An 18,224-nucleotide genomic window follows, 5' to 3' on the forward strand; every position below is an offset into this window, starting at 1 on the left:
GAGATGCCTGATGAAACATGAAGTGATCGAAAAGAACGTCGGCCTGCTGGCCCTGCTGATGGTGTTCGCCGTCAGCATCGGCGGCCTGACCCAGATCGTCCCGCTGTTCTTCCAGGACGTGACCAACAAGCCGGTCGAAGGCATGAAGCCCTACACCGCGCTGCAACTGGAAGGCCGCGACATCTACATCCGCGAAGGCTGCGTCGGTTGCCACTCGCAGATGATCCGCCCGTTCCGCGCCGAAACCGAGCGCTACGGCCACTACTCGGTGGCTGGCGAAAGCGTCTGGGACCACCCGTTCCTGTGGGGCTCCAAGCGCACCGGGCCGGACCTGGCACGCGTCGGCGGGCGCTACTCGGACGACTGGCACCGCGCGCACCTGTACAACCCGCGCAACGTGGTGCCGGAGTCGAAGATGCCATCCTACCCGTGGCTGGTGGCGCAAAAGGTCGACAACAGCCACACCGACACCAAGATGCGCACCCTGCGCACCCTCGGCGTGCCGTACAGCGACGAGGACATTGCCGGCGCCCGCGATGCGGTCAAGGGCAAGACCGAAATGGACGCCCTGGTCGCCTACCTGCAGGTGCTGGGCACCGCGATCAAGAACAAGAGGTGAGTGCGATGGAAATGGACATCGGCATGATCCGCGGCCTGGGCACCCTGGTGGTGGTGATTGCCTTCATCGGCCTCACCCTGTGGGTGTTCAACCGCCGTCGCGACCGTGATTTCGCCGAAGCGCGCCTGCTGCCCTTCGTCGACGACCGCCTGCCCCCAGCCGGGCGGGAACCTGCCATGAGGAGTAAAGGGTAATGACCACCTTCTGGAGTACGTACATCAGCGTACTGACCATCGGCAGCCTGATCGGCCTGGCCTGGCTGTTGCTGTCGACCCGCAAGGGCCAGAGCAACAGCACCACCGACCAGACCATGGGGCACAGCTTCGATGGCATCGAGGAATACGACAACCCGCTGCCCAAGTGGTGGTTCTGGTTGTTCGTCGGCACCCTGGTGTTCGGTGCCGGTTACCTGGTGCTCTACCCTGGCCTGGGCAACTGGAAAGGCATCCTGCCCGGTTACGAGAACGGCTGGACCGGTGCCAACGAGTGGCAGAAGGAAATGGACAAGGCCGACGCCAAGTTCGGCCCGATCTTCGCCAAGTATGCGGCCATGCCCGTGGAGGAAGTGGCCAAGGACCCGCAGGCACTGAAGATGGGCAGCCGCCTGTTCGCTTCCAACTGCTCGGTGTGCCACGGCTCGGACGCCAAGGGCGCCTATGGCTTCCCCAACCTGACCGACAAGGACTGGCGCTGGGGTGGCGAGCCGGAAACCATCAAGGCTTCGATCATGAATGGGCGCCAAGGGGTGATGCCGGCCTGGGCCGAGGTGATCGGCGAACAGGGGGTGGCCGACGTCGCCGCCTATGTGCTGACCAACCTCGACGGCCGCAGCCTGCCGGAAGGGATCAAGGCCGATGCGGCGAAGGGCAAGGAAATCTTCGCGGCCAACTGCGTGGCCTGTCACGGGCCTGACGGCAATGGCACACCGGCCATGGGCGCGCCCAATCTGAACCATCCGCAGGCGTTCATCTATGGGTCGAGCTTCGCCCAGTTGCAGCAGACCATTCGCTATGGCCGCCAGGGGCACATGCCGGCCCAGGCGCAAATCCAGGGCAATGACAAGGTGCATTTGCTGGCGGCTTATGTGTACAGCCTGTCGCAGGAGGCTGAAAACCTGACTGCCAAGTAATACCCAGAGCCGCTTGCGGCCCCATCGCCGGCAAGCCGGCTCCCACAGGATTTTGCAGCGCTGCGATCTTTGTGGGAGCCGGCTTGCCGGCGATTGGGCTGCAAAGCAGCCCCCAGCCCTCTCCCGCACCACTCTCCGCCTTGCACCCCCCCCTAACCGAACTAAGCTTGTTGCCTCAGTGGGCTTCGCTGCCAATCCAGCGAGGCAGACGCGGTGCATTGCCTGACGCCGTCCGCATGAAAAGCCTGACCGATCGATCAGAAAAAGGTGAAAAACGGTACACATTACAAATATTTATTTGTGTACAATCGTCCACAACCTGTTGCCGCGGGACATCGGCGACAGGGCCCGGACACGGGTCGGCGCAGGTTTCCTTGCGTTGCCTTAACCCTGGTGGTTAACGATACTGGCGCCGATTTTTCAACCAACAAGAACACCAAAACCGTGGAACCTTAGCAATGAGCACAGCAATCAGTCCGACTGCTTATAACTACAAGGTCGTCCGCCAGTTCGCCATCATGACGGTGGTCTGGGGGATCCTTGGCATGGGCCTCGGCGTCTACATCGCCTCGCAGTTGGTGTGGCCACAGCTGAACCTGGACCTGCCCTGGACCAGCTTCGGCCGCCTGCGCCCCCTGCACACCAACCTGGTCATCTTCGCCTTTGGCGGCTGTGCGCTGTTCGGCACCAGCTACTACGTGGTGCAGCGAACCTGCCAGACCCGACTGATCTCCGACAGCATGGCCGCCTTCACCTTCTGGGGTTGGCAGGCGGTGATCCTCGGCGCAGGGATCACCCTGCCGATGGGCTACACCACCTCCAAGGAATACGCCGAGCTCGAGTGGCCGCTGGCGATCCTCCTGGCCGTGGTCTGGGTGACCTACGCCCTGGTGTTCTTCGGCACCATCATCAAACGCAAGACCAAACACATCTATGTCGGCAACTGGTTCTACGGTGCCTTCATCCTGGTCACCGCGATGCTGCACATCGTCAACCACATCTCGTTGCCGGTGAGCCTGTTCAAGTCGTACTCGGCCTACTCCGGCGCCACCGATGCGATGATCCAGTGGTGGTACGGCCACAACGCCGTGGGCTTCTTCCTCACCACCGGCTTCCTGGGGATGATGTACTACTTCGTGCCCAAGCAGGCCGAACGGCCGATCTACTCGTATCGCCTGTCGATCGTGCACTTCTGGGCACTGATCACCCTGTACATCTGGGCCGGCCCGCACCACCTGCACTACACCGCGCTGCCTGACTGGGCACAGTCGCTGGGCATGGTGATGTCGATCATCCTTCTGGCACCGAGCTGGGGCGGCATGATCAACGGCATGATGACCCTGTCCGGTGCCTGGCACAAATTGCGCACCGACCCGATCCTGCGCTTCCTGGTGGTATCGCTGGCGTTCTACGGCATGTCCACCTTCGAAGGCCCGATGATGGCCATCAAGACCGTGAACTCGCTGTCGCACTACACCGACTGGACCATCGGCCACGTCCACGCCGGCGCCCTGGGCTGGGTGGCGATGATCTCCATCGGCGCGGTTTACCACATGATCCCGCGCCTGTATGGCCGCGAGCAGATGCACAGCGTCGGCCTGATCAACGCGCACTTCTGGCTGGCAACCATCGGCACCGTGCTCTACATCGCTTCGATGTGGGTCAACGGCATCACCCAGGGCCTGATGTGGCGCGCCATCAACGATGACGGCACGCTCACCTACTCCTTCGTCGAAGCCCTGCAGGCCAGCCACCCAGGCTATATCGTCCGGGCCCTGGGCGGCGCGTTCTTCGCCTCCGGCATGCTGCTGATGGCCTACAACGTGTTCCGCACTGTACGCGCCGCCAACCCGGCGCAGGCTGAAGAAGCCGCCAAGATCGTCGTCGTGGGAGCGCACTGATGAAGCATGAAGCCGTCGAGAAGAACATAGGCCTGCTGGCCTTCTTCATGGTCATCGCCGTGAGCATCGGTGGCCTGACCCAGATCGTCCCGCTGTTCTTCCAGGACGTGACCAACAAACCCGTCGAAGGCATGAAGCCGCGCACCGCGCTGGAACTCGAAGGCCGCGATATCTACATCCGCGAAGGCTGCGTCGGCTGCCACTCGCAGATGATCCGCCCGTTCCGTGCCGAAACCGAGCGCTACGGCCACTACTCGGTGGCCGGTGAAAGCGTCTGGGACCACCCGTTCCTGTGGGGCTCCAAGCGCACCGGCCCGGACCTGGCCCGTGTCGGCGGGCGCTACTCGGACGACTGGCACCGTGCGCACCTGTACAACCCGCGCAACGTGGTGCCGGAATCGAAGATGCCGTCCTACCCGTGGCTGGTCGAGCACAAGCTCGACGGCAAGGACACCGCGAAGAAGATGGAAGTGCTGCGCACCCTCGGTGTGCCGTACACCGACGCTGATATCGCCGGTGCCCGTGACGCGGTCAAGGGCAAGACCGAAATGGACGCCATCGTCGCGTACCTGCAGGGTCTTGGCACCATCATCAAGAGCAAACGGTGACGCTGATGGATATCGGGATGATTCGCGGGCTCGGTACCGTGGTGGTGATGGTGGCGTTCGTGGGCCTGGCGCTGTGGGTGTTCAACCCACGGCGCAAAAAGGAATTCGACGAAGCCACGCAACTGCCCTTCGCGGATGATCCCGAAGCCAAAAAGCACGTCGAGCAAGCGCAAGCAAAAGCTTCTGGGAGCAAACACCAATGACAACCTTCTGGAGTCTGTACGTCACCGTCCTGACCCTGGGCACCATCTTCTCGCTGACCTGGCTGCTGCTGTCGACCCGCAAGGGCCAACGCGAAGAGGTCACCGACGAAACCGTCGGGCATGCCTTCGATGGCATCGAGGAATACGACAACCCACTGCCGAAATGGTGGTTCTGGCTGTTCGTCGGCACCATCATCTTCGCCCTCGGCTACCTGGTGCTGTACCCGGGCCTGGGCAACTGGAAAGGCATCCTGCCAGGCTATAGCTACCTGGATACCGACAAGCAGACCGAGTTCACCAACGGCCAGCCAGGCTGGACCGGCGTGCACGAGTGGGAAAAGGAAATGGCCAAGGCCGATGCCCGCTTCGGGCCGATCTTCGCCAAGTTCGCGGCCATGCCCATCGTCGATGTGGCCAAGGACCCGCAAGCCCTGAAGATGGGCGCACGGCTGTTCGCCTCCAACTGCTCGGTTTGCCACGGTTCCGACGCCAAGGGTGCCTACGGCTTCCCCAACCTGACCGACAATGACTGGCGCTGGGGCGGCGAGCCGGACACCATCAAGACCACCATCATGGGCGGTCGCCACGGCGTGATGCCGGCCTGGTCGGAAGTGATCGGCGAGCAGGGCGTTGCCGATGTGGCGGCCTTCGTGGTCAGCAAGCTCGATGGCCGCAGCCTGCCGGAAGGCGTCAAGGCCGACGCCGAGAACGGGCAGAAGATCTTCGCTGCCAACTGCGTCGCCTGCCACGGGCCCGAGGGCAAGGGCACGCCGGCGATGGGTGCGCCTAACCTGACCCACCCGCAGGCGTTCATCTACGGTTCGAGCTTCGCCCAGCTGCAGCAGACCATTCGTTATGGTCGCCAGGGGCAGATGCCGGCGCAGGAACAGCTGCAGGGCAACGACAAGGTGCATTTGCTGGCGGCTTACGTTTACAGCCTGTCGCATCAGGCTGAGCCGGCCAAGGCCGAGTAAGGGAGGCCTGGCCCTATCGCCGGCAAGCCGGCTCCTACAGATGCCTCCCAGTGTTGTGGAGACCTTGTGGGAGCCGGCTTGCCGGCGATAGGGCCAGCGAATCCACCCGCTTCATGACCTGAATCAATTGACACCCGCCATAACACGATTCATATCCTGGACCCAACGCGACTAAAGGTCGCAGCGCGACCCCAGCGTGCCATCACCGGCGTATCATGGATCGCAGCGCGCCAGCAGAAGGCGCGAGACTGCGGCCGGCACGCACTGGCCGCGGCGTTTCTCCACTGCCGTGGGACTTGATGATGAGCAAGCAAATTCCGGTACATGACGTCACCCCGCCTGCCAGCAAAGGGAAGGACTCCGTCGATCTCTACGCCTCTCGCGAGAAAATCTACACCCGCGCCTTCACCGGCGTGTTCCGCAGGCTGCGGATCGCCGGTGGGGCCTTGCTGTTCCTGCTGTACTTCGGCACCGTGTGGCTGAACTGGGGAGGCCACCAGGCCGTCTGGTGGAACCTGCCCGAACGCAAGTTCTACATCTTCGGCGCCACCATCTGGCCACAGGACTTCATCCTGCTCTCGGGCATCCTCATCGTCGCCGCCTTCGGCCTGTTCTTCATCACCGTGTTCGCCGGCCGCGTGTGGTGCGGCTACACCTGCCCGCAGAGCGTGTGGACGTGGATCTTCATGTGGTGCGAAAAAGTCACCGAGGGTGACCGCAACCAACGCATGAAGCTCGACCGGGCGCCGATGAGCGGCAACAAGTTCCTGCGCAAGTTCGCCAAGCACAGCCTGTGGCTGCTGATCGGCTTCGTCACCGGCATGACCTTCGTCGGCTATTTCTCGCCGATCCGCGAACTGGTCATCGAATTCTTCACCGGCCAGGCCGATGGCTGGGCCTACTTCTGGGTCGGCTTCTTCACCCTCGCCACCTATGGCAACGCCGGCTGGCTGCGCGAGCAGGTGTGCGTGTACATGTGCCCCTATGCGCGCTTCCAGAGCGTGATGTTCGACAAGGACACCCTGATCGTCTCCTACGACCCGCGCCGCGGCGAAACCCGTGGCCCGCGCAAGAAAGACCTGGACTACAAGGCCAAGGGCCTCGGTGACTGCATCGACTGCACCATGTGCGTGCAGGTCTGCCCCACCGGCATCGACATCCGCGACGGCCTGCAGATCGAGTGCATCGGCTGCGCCGCCTGCATCGACGCCTGCGACAGCATCATGGACAAGATGAACTATCCCAAGGGCCTGATCAGCTACACCACCGAGCACAACCTGTCGGGGCAGAAAACCCACATGGCGCGCCCGCGCCTGATCGGCTACGCGGTGGTGCTGCTGGTGATGATCGGCGCCCTTGCCACCGCTTTCGCCACCCGCTCGCTGGTGGGCTTCGACGTCAGCAAGGACCGCGTGCTGTACCGCGAGAACGCCCAGGGCCGGATCGAGAACGTGTACAGCCTCAAGGTCATGAACAAGGACCAGCGCGACCACGTCTACGTGCTTGAGGCAACCGGTCTGCCCGACCTGCGCCTGGAAGGCCAGCGCGAAATCCGTGTGGCCGCCGGCGATATCGTCAGCCTGCCGGTGCAATTGTCGGTCGCCCCGGAAAAACTGCCCTCGACCACCAACGAAATCACCTTCATCCTCAAGAGCGCCGACGACAGCGCCGCCGAGGTCAATGCCAAGAGCCGCTTCATCGGCCCACAGATTCGCTGAGAGAGAACATCGACAATGCCTACCACCGCCGCCAGCCCCTGGTACAAGCACCTCTGGCCCTGGATCATCATCGGCATCCTCACCACCTCGGTGTGCCTGAGCCTGACCATGGTCAGCATCGCCGTGAACAACCCGGACAACCTGGTCAACGACAACTACTACGAAGCCGGCAAGGGCATCAACCGCTCGCTGGACCGTGAACTGCTGGCGCAGACCCTCAAGCTCAAGGCCAGCGTGCACCTCGACGAACTGACCGGCGAAGTGGACGTGCACCTGAGCGGCGACAGCGACCCGCAGAGCCTGGAGCTGAACCTGATCTCGCCGACCCAGCCGGACAAGGACCGCAAGGTGCTGCTCAGCCGCTCGGAGCCGGGCCGTTATGTCGGCCAGCTGGACGACAAGGTCGAAGGCCGGCGCTTCGTCGAGCTGCTGGGCAGCCAGGATGAGCATGTGTGGCGACTGTTCGAAGAGGAGAAGGTCGAACATGGCGTGGCGCTGCAACTGGGCGATGAAGCGCTGCAAGGTGCCGAGCACCAGTAATGACCCAACCCACCCCCTGCTACCACTGCGCCCTGCCCGTTCCCGCTGGCAATCGCTTCACCGCCGTGGTCCTTGGCGAGCCCCGGCAGTTCTGCTGCCCCGGCTGCCAGGCAGTGGCCGAATCGATCGTCGCCGGCGGCCTGGAGCACTACTACCAGCACCGCAGCGACAGCAGCGCCAACCCCGAGGCATTGCCCCGGCAACTGCAGGACGAACTGGCGCTGTTCGACCGCAGCGACGTGCAGCAGAACTTCGTCCGCCACGCCGACCAACAGGCCGAGACCACCTTGTTGATCGAGGGCATCAGCTGCGCCGCCTGCGGCTGGCTGATCGAAAAGCATCTGCGCAACATTCCAGGCGTCGCCGAAGCCCGCCTGAACCTGTCCAACCACCGCCTGCTGGTCAACTGGGACGACCGGCAATTGCCACTCTCCAGGCTGCTCGCCGAACTGCGCCAGATCGGCTACGCCGCCCACCCCTACCAACCCGACCAGGCCGCCGAACAGCTGGCCCGGGAAAACCGCAGCGCCCTGCGCCGGCTGGGCGTGGCCGGGCTGCTGTGGTTCCAGGCGATGATGGCGACCATGGCCACCTGGCCGGAATTCAACATCGACCTGTCGCCTGAGATGCACACCATCCTGCGCTGGGTTGCCCTGTTTCTGACCATCCCGATCGTGTTCTACAGCTGCGCGCCGTTCTTCAAGGGCGCTGCCCGCGACCTGCGCACCCGCCACCTGACCATGGACGTGTCGGTCTCGCTGGCCATCGCGCTGGCCTTCGGCGCGGGGATCTGGACCGCCATCACCGGCAGTGGCGAGCTGTACTTCGACACCGTCGGCATGTTCGCTCTGTTCCTGCTCACCGGTCGGTACCTCGAGCGGCGCGCCCGCGAACGCACGGCAGCGGCCACCGCGCAGCTGGTCAACCTGCTGCCGGCCTCGTGCCTGCGCCTGGATGCGTTCGGCCAGACCGAGCGCATCCTGCTCGGCGAGCTGCAACGTGGCGACACCGTGCAGGTGCTGCCAGGCGCGGTGATCCCCGCGGACGGGCGCATCGTCGAAGGCCGCTCCAGCGTCGATGAGTCGCTGCTGACCGGCGAGTACCTGCCGCAGCCACGACGGGTTGGCGAACGGGTCACCGGCGGCACGCTGAACGTGGAAAGCACCCTGCATGTGGAAGTCGAAGCGCTGGGCCACGACTCGCGCCTGTCGGCCATCGTCCGCCTGCTGGAGCGCGCGCAGAGCGAGAAACCGCGCCTGGCGGAAATCGCTGACCGCGCTTCGCAGTGGTTCCTGCTGTTCAGCCTGCTGGCGGCGCTGGCCATCGGCCTGTGGTGGTGGCACCTGGACCCGACGCGCGCGTTCTGGATCGTCCTGGCCATGCTGGTGGCCACCTGCCCTTGTGCCTTGTCACTGGCGACCCCTACCGCCCTGACCGCCGCCACCGGCACCTTGCACAAGCTCGGCCTGCTGATTACCCGCGGCCATGTGCTGGAAGGCCTGAACCAGATCGACACGGTCATCTTCGACAAGACCGGCACCCTTACCGAAGGCCGCCTGGCCCTGCGCAACATCCGCCCGCTCGGTACACTGCCCGCCGACCGCTGCCTGGCCCTGGCGGCCGCGCTCGAAAACCGCTCCGAACACCCCATCGCCCGCGCCTTCGGCCGCACCGCCAGCACCGCCGATGATGTACAGAGCGTGCCCGGGCTGGGCCTGGAAGGCCTGGTCGAGGGCCAGCGCCTGCGCATCGGCCAGGCCACCTTCGTCTGCGCCCTCAGCGGCGCCGAGATCCCCGGCGTGCCGGAACCGCGCGGGCAGTGGCTGCTGCTGGGTGACCGCCAGGGCCCGCTGGCCTGGTTCGGCCTGGACGACCGCCTGCGCGAGGATGCCCCAGCCCTGCTGGCCGCCTGCAAGGCACGGGGTTGGCGCACGCTGCTGCTGTCCGGCGACAGCTCGCCGATGGTCGCCGAGGTGGCCGCGCAACTGGGTATCGACCAAGCCATTGGCGGCCTGCGCCCGGACGACAAGCTGGACCGGCTCAAGGCCCTGCAGGCGGCGGGTTGCAAAGTGCTGATGCTCGGCGATGGGGTCAACGACGTGCCGGTGCTGGCCGCCGCCGACATCAGCATCGCCATGGGCAGCGCCACCGACCTGGCCAAGACCAGCGCCGACGCGGTGCTGCTCAGCAACCGCCTGCAGGCCTTGGTGCAGGCCTTCGAGCTGGCCCGCCGGACCCGCCGCAACATCCTCCAGAACCTGCTCTGGGCAACCTTGTATAATGGCCTCATGTTGCCGTTCGCCGCGCTCGGCTGGATCACCCCGGTATGGGCGGCCATCGGCATGTCGGTCAGTTCGCTGATCGTGGTGCTCAACGCCTTGCGCCTGACCCGCCTGCCTCACGGCACGGGCTCGTCCGCCGTCGGCGCTGGGCAAACTGGAAGGAAGTCAGCATGCCCGCCCTCTATGTCATGATCCCGGCTGCCCTGCTGCTCGTCGGGGTTGCCGTCTATATCTTCTTCTGGGCGGTGGACAGCGGCCAGTACGACGACCTCGACAGCCCCGCCCACAGCATCCTGTTCGATGACCAGGACCCACGCCACCAAGCCGCCGTGAAGAACGACGACAGCCAACCCGACGACAAGGACATACCACCCCGTGCCTGACCTGCTTGCCCTGCTGGGTTCGGCGCTGGTCCTCGGCCTGCTCGGCGGTGGCCATTGCCTGGGCATGTGCGGCGGCCTGATGGGCGCACTGACCCTGGCCATCCCGCCCGAGCAGCGGGGCCGTCGCGCCCGCCTGCTGCTTGCCTACAACCTTGGACGCATCCTCAGCTATGCCTGCGCCGGCCTGCTGCTGGGCCTGGCAGGCTGGGCCGTGGCCAGCAGTCCGGCGGCCCTGGCGTTACGGGTGGTGGCCGCGCTTCTGCTGATCGCCATGGGCCTGTACCTGGCAGGCTGGTGGAGCGGGCTGACGCGCATCGAGGCCCTCGGCAGGGGGTTGTGGCGGCATGTACAGCCTGTGGCTTCGCGGCTGTTGCCGGTGTCCAGCCTGCCTCGGGCGTTGTTGCTCGGCGCCTTGTGGGGCTGGTTGCCGTGCGGGCTGGTGTACAGCACCTTGCTGTGGGCCGCCAGCCAGGGCAATGCGGGGTATAGCGCAGCGCTGATGCTGGCGTTCGGCGTGGGTACATTGCCGGTATTGGTGGCCACTGGCTTGGCGGCGGAGCGGGTGAACCGCCTGTTGCGACGGCGCAGCGTGCGGATGGCGGGCGGCTTGCTGGTGATCCTGTTCGGCATGTGGACCCTGCCTGGCCCCCATCAGCACTGGCTGATGGGGCATTGAGGGGGCTGCTGCGCAGCCAATTTCTTTTGATGTAAATCAAAAAACCGATTTCACGCCCGCCCCGCCGCCCTGATGCCTTTTGATACAAATCAAAACGACTCTCTTCGGACAGTCATAGACTCCGGACACTGCTGCTCATTCCGGGAACCGCCCACATGTTCGAAGATCTACGCTGGGATGCCGACCTGATCCGCCGCTACGATCTGGCCGGCCCGCGCTACACTTCCTACCCCACCGCCGTGCAACTGCACAGCGAAGTGGGCTCGTTCGACCTGCTTCACGCCCTGCGCGAAAGCCGTCGAGCGGCGCGCCCGCTGTCGCTGTACGTGCACGTGCCGTTCTGCGCCAACATCTGCTACTACTGCGCCTGCAACAAGGTCATCACCAAGGACCGGGGCCGCGCCGCGCCCTACCTGCAGCGCCTGGAACAGGAAATCCAGCTGATCGCCTGCCACCTGGCCCCGAAACAACGGGTCGAGCAGCTGCATTTCGGCGGCGGCACGCCCACCTTCCTCAGCCATGTCGAACTGCGCCAGCTGATGGCCACCCTGCGTCAGCACTTCAACCTGCTGGACGACGACACCGGCGACTACGGTATCGAGATCGACCCGCGCGAAGCCGACTGGTCGACCATGGGCCTGCTCCGCGAACTGGGGTTCAACCGCGTCAGCCTCGGCGTCCAGGACCTCGACCCGACCGTGCAGCGCGCAGTCAATCGCCTGCAGAGCCTGGAACAGACCCGCACCCTGGTCGAAGCGGCGCGCACCCTGCAGTTCCGCTCGATCAACCTTGACCTGATCTACGGCCTGCCCAAGCAGACCCCGGAAGGTTTCGCACGCACGGTGGAGGAAGTGATCCGCCTGCAGCCCGACCGCCTTTCAGTGTTCAACTACGCGCACCTGCCGGAGCGTTTCATGCCCCAGCGGCGCATCGACAGCAACGACCTGCCGGGGCCCGGAGCGAAGCTCGAAATGCTGCGAAATACCATCGAGCAGCTCACCGCAGCCGGCTATCGCTACATCGGCATGGACCACTTCGCCCTGCCCGACGACGAGCTGGCCATTGCCCAGGAGGAAGGCACGCTGCAGCGCAATTTCCAGGGCTACACCACCCACGGGCACTGCGACCTGATCGGCCTCGGGGTGTCGGCGATCAGCCAGATCGGCGACCTCTACTGCCAGAACAGCAGCGACCTGAACACCTACCAGGACAGCCTTTCCAACGCCCAGCTGGCAACCCAGCGCGGGCTGCTGTGCAACCATGATGATCGGGTACGGCGGGCGGTGATCCAGCAGCTGATCTGTCATTTCGAGCTGGATTTCGAAGCGATCGAGGAGGCTTTCACGATTGATTTTCGCGGTTACTTCAACGACCTCTGGCCAGAGCTGCTGACCCTTCAGCGCGACGGCCTGATCAGCCTCGACGGCAAAGGCATCCGCATCCTGCCGGCCGGGCGCCTGCTGGCCCGCTCGGTGTGCATGCTGTTCGATGCCTACCTGGCGATGCAGAACCGCCAGCGTTTCTCCCGGGTGATCTAGCCGCACGAGTCGTTCGACCGCATGGACAACCGCCCTTGTCGGGCACACTATGGATACCAGCGAGCCCCAGTCATCATGCAGCTGGGGTTCGGCGGCAGCGCGCCACAATTGCGCTGCCGCTGGCCTATTCCCTGTGTCGTGAGTTACCCTTACGACTTATGTGTGCTTTCCCCACAAGGATTGATTGAAAATGTCCGAGCCAGTCAAACTGCGCCCCCACAACCAGGCCCACTGCAAGGACTGCAGTCTGGCGCCCCTGTGTCTGCCGCTTTCGCTCAACCTGGAAGACATGAATGCGCTGGATGATATCGTCAAGCGTGGACGCCCCTTGAAGAAGGGCGAATTCCTGTTCCGCCAAGGTGACAATTTTGGCTCGGTCTACGCAGTACGCTCCGGTGCGCTCAAGACTTTCAGCCTGAGCGACAGCGGCGAAGAGCAGATCACCGGCTTCCACCTGCCCAGCGAGCTGGTCGGCCTGTCCGGCATGGACACCGAAGCCTATCCGGTGTCGGCCCAGGCTCAGGAAACCACGTCGGTGTGCGAGATTCCTTTCGAGCGCCTTGATGAGCTCTCGGTGCAATTGCCACAACTGCGCCGCCAGCTGATGCGCGTGATGAGCCGGGAAATCCGTGACGACCAGCAGATGATGCTGCTGCTGTCGAAAAAGACCGCCGACGAGCGCATCGCCACGTTCCTGGTCAACCTGTCCGCACGCTTCCGCGCCCGCGGCTATTCGGCCAACCAGTTCCGCCTGAGCATGTCGCGCAACGAGATCGGCAACTACCTGGGCCTGGCGGTGGAAACCGTGTCGCGGGTGTTCACCCGATTCCAGCAGAACGGCCTGATTCGCGCCGAAGGAAAGGAAGTGCACATTCTCGATCCGATCCAGCTGTGTGCGCTGGCCGGTGGTGCGACAGAGGTCTGAAAGCTGCGTTTAAAAGGTATACTCGCGCAATCGTTTTCCCCTGGATACCCGCAATGATGCACAGCGACGCCTTCGACCTCAAAGCCCTGATCCGCCCGGTAGTGGACTTCCCCAAACCAGGGGTGATCTTCCGCGATATAACCCCGTTGTTCCAGTCGCCGCGCGGTTTGCGCTACGTGGCCGACCAGTTCATCGAGCGTTACGTGGAGGCTGAATTCAGCCACATCGGCGCCATGGACGCGCGCGGCTTCCTGATTGGCTCGATCATCGCCCACCAGCTGAACAAGCCACTTATCCTGTTCCGCAAGCAGGGCAAGCTGCCGGCCGACGTGTTGTCGGAGGGCTACCAGACCGAATACGGCGAAGCGTTCCTGGAAGTGCACGCCGACAGTCTGTGCGAAGGCGATTCGGTGCTGATCTTCGATGACCTGATCGCCACCGGCGGTACCTTGCTGGCTGCGGCCAACCTGGTGCGTCGCACCGGGGCCGAGGTATTCGAGGCGGCGGCGATCATCGACCTGCCCGAGCTGGATGGGTCGCGCCGGCTGCAGGCCGCGGGGGTGCCTACGTTCTGCCTGACCGAGTTTTCGCTCAGCGAGTACTGAGTGGGTTCTGGGGCCGCTTTGCGGCCCCACGCAATCACAGCGAAATCGGCCTGCGCCCCGCAAAGGCATGCGCCAGCGTCCCACCATCGACCAGCTCCAGCTCGCCGCCCAACGGCACGCCATGGGCAATCCGCGAGGCCACCAGGCCTTTTTCGGCCAGCAGCTGCGCAATGTAGTGCGCCGTCGCCTCTCCCTCCACCGTCGGGTTGGTCGCCAGGATCACCTCGGTGAAGCTGCCCTGCTCCTCGATCCGCGCCATCAGCTGCGGTACACCGATCGCCTCCGGCCCCAGACCATCGAGCGGCGACAGATGCCCTTTGAGCACGAAGTAACGACCGCGATAGCCGGTCTGCTCCACCGCATACACATCCATCGGCCCTTCCACCACGCACAGCTGCGTGTCGTCACGGCGCGGGTCGGCGCATTGCGGGCACAGCGCCTGCTCGGTCAGGGTACGGCACTGGCGGCAATGACCAACCCCTTCCATGGCCTGGCTCAGCGCCTGGGCCAGGCGCAAGCCGCCACTGCGATCACGCTCGAGCAGCTGCAAGGCCATGCGCTGGGCGGTTTTCTGACCGACGCCCGGGAGGGTGCGCAACGCGTCGATCAGTTGGCGAATCAGGGGGCTGAAGCTCATGTAGACAGGCCTGCAAGTCTTGGGAAACAGAATGAACAAGGGAGCAACGACCGCCAGGCCGTTACTCCCCCTGTGTAGCAAAAAACCAATCAGAACGGCATTTTGAAGCCCGGTGGCAGCTGCATGCCAGCGGTCATGCCGCCCATTTTTTCCTGGCTGCTCTGCTCGACCTTGCGCACGGCGTCGTTCAGCGCCGCAGCGATCAGGTCTTCCAGCACTTCCTTGTCGTCTTCGTCGGTCGACATCAGGCTCTGGTCGATGCTGACGCGCTTGACGTCATGACGACCGGTCATCACCACGCTGACCAGACCACCACCGGATTGGCCAGTCACTTCGGCGTTGGCCAGCTCTTCCTGCATCTTGGCCATTTTTTCCTGCATCTGCTGGGCCTGCTTCATCAGGCCGGCCATGCCACCTTTCATCATGGGGGTATACCTCGATTGGGTCATGTGATGCGGCCCGGCAAAGGGCCGGCCGCATGGTTATAGGTCACTGCTCCTGGCTGACCAGGGCTTCTACAGGCTCAATAGTATCCTGCCGCACCGTGGCACCGAACTGCTTGATCATTTGCTGGATCAACGGATCCTGCTGGATCGAACTCACGGCATCCTGCTGGCGTTCGGCGCGCTTGCGCGCCGCCGCCTGGGCCGGGGTTTCTTGCTCGGGGCGGATCAGCTCGATGCGCAGGTGCAAGGTCCGCCCCAGGTGCTGGTTGAGCGCTTCGTTCAGGCGGCGTTGCTGGGTGGCGTTGAACAGCGCGCCCTGGCCCGGATCGAGGTGCAGCAGCCAGTCGTCACCGTCAACGGCCATCAGCGTACAGTTTGCGGCGATGTTGCCTGTCATCCCGGAGACAGGCAACTGTGGGAACAATTCCAACCATTGCAGGGCCAGGCCGGTGGCCGGCTGGGCGGCAGGCATCGGCTCGGGGGCGATGACAGGCGCCTCTTCCTGCACATGGTCGACCAACTCGTCGAGGTAGCTGAAGCCGACCGGGTCGCTGTCGCCGCCGTAGTAGTCCTCATCCATCGGCGGTTCGTCGTCGCGATCCATGCCGGCCGGGGAATAGGCTGACGGGTCGAAAGGCGGCTCATCGTTGGCCGGCTCTGGCACTGGCTCAGGGGCTACGACTACTGGAGCGGGCTCGGGCTCCACACTGGCGGGCGCCGATGCAGCGACTGGCTCCTCCCAGGGCAGGTCGATGACCTCCTCTGCCACCGGCGCGGATTCAACGGGCTGGGGCTGGGGTTCCGGCGCAGGCTCTGGCTGGGGCTCTGGCTGCGGCGCAGGAACAGGAACAGGAACAGGAACAGGTGCAGCCTGCACCACCGGCGCCGGCTCCACGGCAGCGACGACAGGCGCCACGGCTGCTGGCGCTGCCACTGGCGTTGCAGGATCAGCTGTGGCCTGGCTGATCCCCACCGGCTTTAGTACCGGCTTCGGCGCATCGTCGGTATCGGCCGGGCGGAAGGCCAGCATGCGCAGCAGGACCATCTCGAAGCCACCCCGCGGGTCCGGCGCCAGCGGCAGGTCGCGGCGGCCGATCAGGCCCATCTGGTAGTAGAACTGGACATCCTCGGCCGGCAAGGCCGAGGCCAGCGCCAGCACCCGCTCGCGATCGCCCTGGCCGTTGTCCACCGCTTCCGGCAGGGCCTGGGCGATGGCAACCCGGTGCAGCACGTTGAGCATTTCCGCCAGCACACCGCTCCAGTCCGGCCCCTGTTCGGCAAGGTTGCGCACCGCTTCCAGCAGCGCCCGCGCATCGCCTTCGAGCAGCGCCTGCAGCACGCCATAGACCTGGCCGTGATCGAGGCTGCCGAGCATGGCGCGCACATCGGCAGCCAGCACCTTGCCCTCGCCAAAGGCGATGGCCTGGTCGGTCAGGCTCATGGCATCGCGCATCGAGCCATCGGCAGCGCGGCCGAGCAGCCACAAGGCGTCGGGCTCGAACGGCACGCTCTCGGCCTGCAGCACATGGCTCAGGTGCTCGACCACCCGCTCCGGGCTCATGTTCTTCAGCGAGAACTGCAGGCAGCGCGAAAGGATGGTGGCCGGCAGCTTCTGCGGGTCAGTGGTGGCGAGGATGAACTTGACGTAGGGCGGCGGCTCTTCCAGCGTCTTGAGCAAGGCGTTGAACGAGTGGGTGGAGAGCATGTGCACTTCGTCGATCAGGTAGACCTTGAAGCGCCCGCGGCTCGGCGCGTACTGCACGTTGTCGAGCAGTTCGCGGGTGTCCTCGACCTTGGTGCGGCTGGCGGCGTCGATCTCGATCAGGTCGACGAAACGGCCCTCGTCGATCTCTCGGCAGACCGAGCAGGTGCCACACGGCGTCGAGGTGATGCCGGTCTCGCAGTTCAGGCATTTGGCGATGATCCGCGCGATGGTAGTCTTGCCCACGCCGCGCGTGCCGGTGAACAGATAGGCGTGGTGCAGGCGCTGGTTGTCCAAGGCATTGATCAAGGCCTTGAGCACATGGGCCTGGCCGACCATTTCGCGGAACGAGCGCGGACGCCATTTACGTGCAAGAACCTGATAACTCATCGAAAAACCATCGCAGCCTGATCGAGCGGAAGATCGCTAATGCTAGCGGAGCGGGACCGAAATTGCACCCTGCACGGTTCGTCTACGCTTAGGCACTGGCACGTTGCCCAAGGAGAGTGCGCATTGCGAAGACTGCTGGCCCTGATGCTGCTCTGGTCCACTTACAGCCTGGCGGACCTGCCCGTACTGCGTTTTTCCGTGGTCGAAAGCTGGAGCATGCCGCTGGTACGGGTCGAGGGCGATCAACCGGTGGAAGGCTTGATGTTCGACCTGATGCAAGCCATGGCCCGCGAAGTCGGCGCCCGCCCTGAGTACCACGTGCTGGCTCGCTTGCGCATGCAACAGGCGATGAACGATGGCGATATCGATGTGCGCTGCTATGTGAGCACCCAGTGGTTCAATGACCGCCCGGGGAACTTCGTCTGGAGCATACCGTTGTTTCACCAGCGGGATGTGCTGGTCGGGCGGGCGAGCGACAGTGGCCCCGTCCGCCCGGAACAACTGCCTCAACAGGCGATTGGCACCGTGCTGGGGTATGCCTATGGCACGCTCGAGCCGCTGTTTGCACAGGGGCATTTGCGCCGCGAGGACAGTCGCAGCCAGGAGCTGGCGCTGCAGAAGCTGCGGATCGGGCGTTATCGGCATGCGGTGAGCAATGAACTGGCGCTGCGCTGGTTCAATCAGCAATTGCCTGCCGAGCAGCGTCTGCGGGTGCTGACGGTGCTGGAGGAGCAGGCATTGGGGTGCATGGTGCGCAACGACCCGGCGATCCCGACGCAGGGCGTGCTGCGGGCGCTGGTGAGGATGAAGGAGTCGGGGGAGATCGAGCGGATTGTGCAGCGGTATGGGGCGACGGGGTATTCGGAGAAGGTTTCGGCGGCTCGGCCTTGAATTTTTTGCGACTGGGGGTGTTCGCCTTGGGGGATTTGTCGTGTTCAAGATCGAGCG

At 64.4% G+C, this 18,224-nt stretch carries 19 protein-coding genes; 16 read left to right on the plus strand and 3 right to left on the minus strand.

Annotated features, from left to right (window positions below; all coding sequences use genetic code 11):
* Positions 1-10: 10 nt before the first annotated feature.
* The 15 genes from ccoO (PPL01S_RS18110) to PPL01S_RS18180 all read left to right on the plus strand — a co-directional run bounded on the left by ccoO (PPL01S_RS18110) (position 11) and on the right by PPL01S_RS18180 (position 14,101).
* Positions 11-619: a cytochrome-c oxidase, cbb3-type subunit II gene (ccoO, locus tag PPL01S_RS18110; protein WP_016393061.1), complete on the plus strand. Its 609-nt coding sequence runs from the start codon at positions 11-13 to the stop codon at positions 617-619.
* 5 nt (positions 620-624) lie between these two features.
* The gene (locus PPL01S_RS18115) at positions 625-813 is read left to right on the plus strand and encodes a cbb3-type cytochrome oxidase subunit 3 (RefSeq protein ID WP_016393060.1); all 189 of its coding nucleotides are present in this window, start codon (positions 625-627) and stop codon (positions 811-813) included.
* Positions 813-1,748 (plus strand): cytochrome-c oxidase, cbb3-type subunit III, encoded by a 936-nt coding sequence (gene ccoP, locus PPL01S_RS18120; RefSeq protein WP_016393059.1) that lies wholly within the window; start codon positions 813-815, stop codon positions 1,746-1,748. The genes PPL01S_RS18115 and ccoP (PPL01S_RS18120) overlap by 1 nt, the downstream gene beginning before the upstream one ends.
* A 458-nt stretch (positions 1,749-2,206) precedes the next feature.
* Complete coding sequence (gene ccoN / locus PPL01S_RS18125; protein ID WP_016393729.1) at positions 2,207-3,649, plus strand: cytochrome-c oxidase, cbb3-type subunit I; 1,443 nt, start codon at positions 2,207-2,209, stop codon at positions 3,647-3,649.
* Complete coding sequence (gene ccoO, locus PPL01S_RS18130; RefSeq protein ID WP_016393730.1) at positions 3,649-4,257, plus strand: cytochrome-c oxidase, cbb3-type subunit II; 609 nt, start codon at positions 3,649-3,651, stop codon at positions 4,255-4,257. The genes ccoN and ccoO (PPL01S_RS18130) overlap by 1 nt, the downstream gene beginning before the upstream one ends.
* 5 nt (positions 4,258-4,262) lie before the next feature.
* Positions 4,263-4,460 (plus strand): CcoQ/FixQ family Cbb3-type cytochrome c oxidase assembly chaperone, encoded by a 198-nt coding sequence (locus tag PPL01S_RS18135; protein WP_016393731.1) that lies wholly within the window; start codon positions 4,263-4,265, stop codon positions 4,458-4,460.
* Positions 4,457-5,434 carry a cytochrome-c oxidase, cbb3-type subunit III gene (ccoP, locus tag PPL01S_RS18140; RefSeq protein WP_016393732.1) on the plus strand — a complete coding sequence of 326 codons (978 nt, stop codon included), beginning with the start codon at positions 4,457-4,459 and terminating at the stop codon, positions 5,432-5,434. The genes PPL01S_RS18135 and ccoP (PPL01S_RS18140) overlap by 4 nt, the downstream gene beginning before the upstream one ends.
* A 302-nt stretch (positions 5,435-5,736) precedes the next feature.
* Positions 5,737-7,152 carry a cytochrome c oxidase accessory protein CcoG gene (gene ccoG / locus PPL01S_RS18145; protein ID WP_016393733.1) on the plus strand — a complete coding sequence of 472 codons (1,416 nt, stop codon included), beginning with the start codon at positions 5,737-5,739 and terminating at the stop codon, positions 7,150-7,152.
* A gap of 15 nt (positions 7,153-7,167) precedes the next feature.
* Positions 7,168-7,692 carry a FixH family protein gene (locus PPL01S_RS18150; RefSeq protein WP_016393734.1) on the plus strand — a complete coding sequence of 175 codons (525 nt, stop codon included), beginning with the start codon at positions 7,168-7,170 and terminating at the stop codon, positions 7,690-7,692.
* Positions 7,692-10,166 (plus strand): heavy metal translocating P-type ATPase, encoded by a 2,475-nt coding sequence (locus PPL01S_RS18155; protein WP_028625109.1) that lies wholly within the window; start codon positions 7,692-7,694, stop codon positions 10,164-10,166. The genes PPL01S_RS18150 and PPL01S_RS18155 overlap by 1 nt, the downstream gene beginning before the upstream one ends.
* Positions 10,145-10,357, plus strand: coding sequence for a cbb3-type cytochrome oxidase assembly protein CcoS (gene ccoS, locus PPL01S_RS18160; protein ID WP_016393736.1), 213 nt, complete (start codon positions 10,145-10,147; stop codon positions 10,355-10,357). Before PPL01S_RS18155 ends, ccoS begins: the two co-directional genes overlap by 22 nt.
* Positions 10,350-11,033 carry a sulfite exporter TauE/SafE family protein gene (locus PPL01S_RS18165; protein ID WP_016393737.1) on the plus strand — a complete coding sequence of 228 codons (684 nt, stop codon included), beginning with the start codon at positions 10,350-10,352 and terminating at the stop codon, positions 11,031-11,033. Before ccoS ends, PPL01S_RS18165 begins: the two co-directional genes overlap by 8 nt.
* Positions 11,034-11,188: 155 nt before the next feature.
* The gene (hemN, locus tag PPL01S_RS18170) at positions 11,189-12,571 is read left to right on the plus strand and encodes an oxygen-independent coproporphyrinogen III oxidase (protein ID WP_028625110.1); all 1,383 of its coding nucleotides are present in this window, start codon (positions 11,189-11,191) and stop codon (positions 12,569-12,571) included.
* A 190-nt stretch (positions 12,572-12,761) separates the two neighbouring features.
* Positions 12,762-13,496, plus strand: a complete 735-nt coding sequence (fnrA, locus tag PPL01S_RS18175) for a Crp/Fnr family transcriptional regulator FnrA (RefSeq protein WP_016393739.1) — start codon at positions 12,762-12,764, stop codon at positions 13,494-13,496.
* A 56-nt stretch (positions 13,497-13,552) separates the two neighbouring features.
* Complete coding sequence (locus PPL01S_RS18180; protein ID WP_016393740.1) at positions 13,553-14,101, plus strand: adenine phosphoribosyltransferase; 549 nt, start codon at positions 13,553-13,555, stop codon at positions 14,099-14,101.
* Positions 14,102-14,135: 34 nt separating this feature from the next.
* Here PPL01S_RS18180 and recR read toward each other — a convergent pair whose 3' ends face one another.
* From recR to dnaX, 3 genes are all read right to left on the minus strand, one after another.
* Positions 14,136-14,738, minus strand: a complete 603-nt coding sequence (gene recR, locus PPL01S_RS18185; protein ID WP_016393741.1) for a recombination mediator RecR — start codon at positions 14,736-14,738, stop codon at positions 14,136-14,138.
* Between the two features lie 89 nt (positions 14,739-14,827).
* A complete protein-coding gene (locus tag PPL01S_RS18190; protein WP_008093501.1) occupies positions 14,828-15,163 on the minus strand; it encodes a YbaB/EbfC family nucleoid-associated protein in 336 nt (111 codons plus the stop codon).
* A gap of 64 nt (positions 15,164-15,227) precedes the next feature.
* Positions 15,228-17,276, minus strand: coding sequence for a DNA polymerase III subunit gamma/tau (dnaX, locus tag PPL01S_RS18195; RefSeq protein WP_028625111.1), 2,049 nt, complete (start codon positions 17,274-17,276; stop codon positions 15,228-15,230).
* 123 nt (positions 17,277-17,399) lie between these two features.
* On the opposite strand from dnaX, the gene PPL01S_RS18200 reads away from it, so the two are divergent.
* Entirely contained in the window at positions 17,400-18,167 is a 768-nt protein-coding gene (locus PPL01S_RS18200; protein WP_028625112.1) for a substrate-binding periplasmic protein, read from the plus strand.
* The last annotated feature ends 57 nt before the right edge of the window (positions 18,168-18,224 follow it).

Origin of the sequence: Pseudomonas plecoglossicida NBRC 103162 = DSM 15088 (assembly GCF_000730665.1) — a bacterium.
GTDB classification, from domain to species: Bacteria; Pseudomonadota; Gammaproteobacteria; order Pseudomonadales; family Pseudomonadaceae; genus Aquipseudomonas; species Aquipseudomonas plecoglossicida.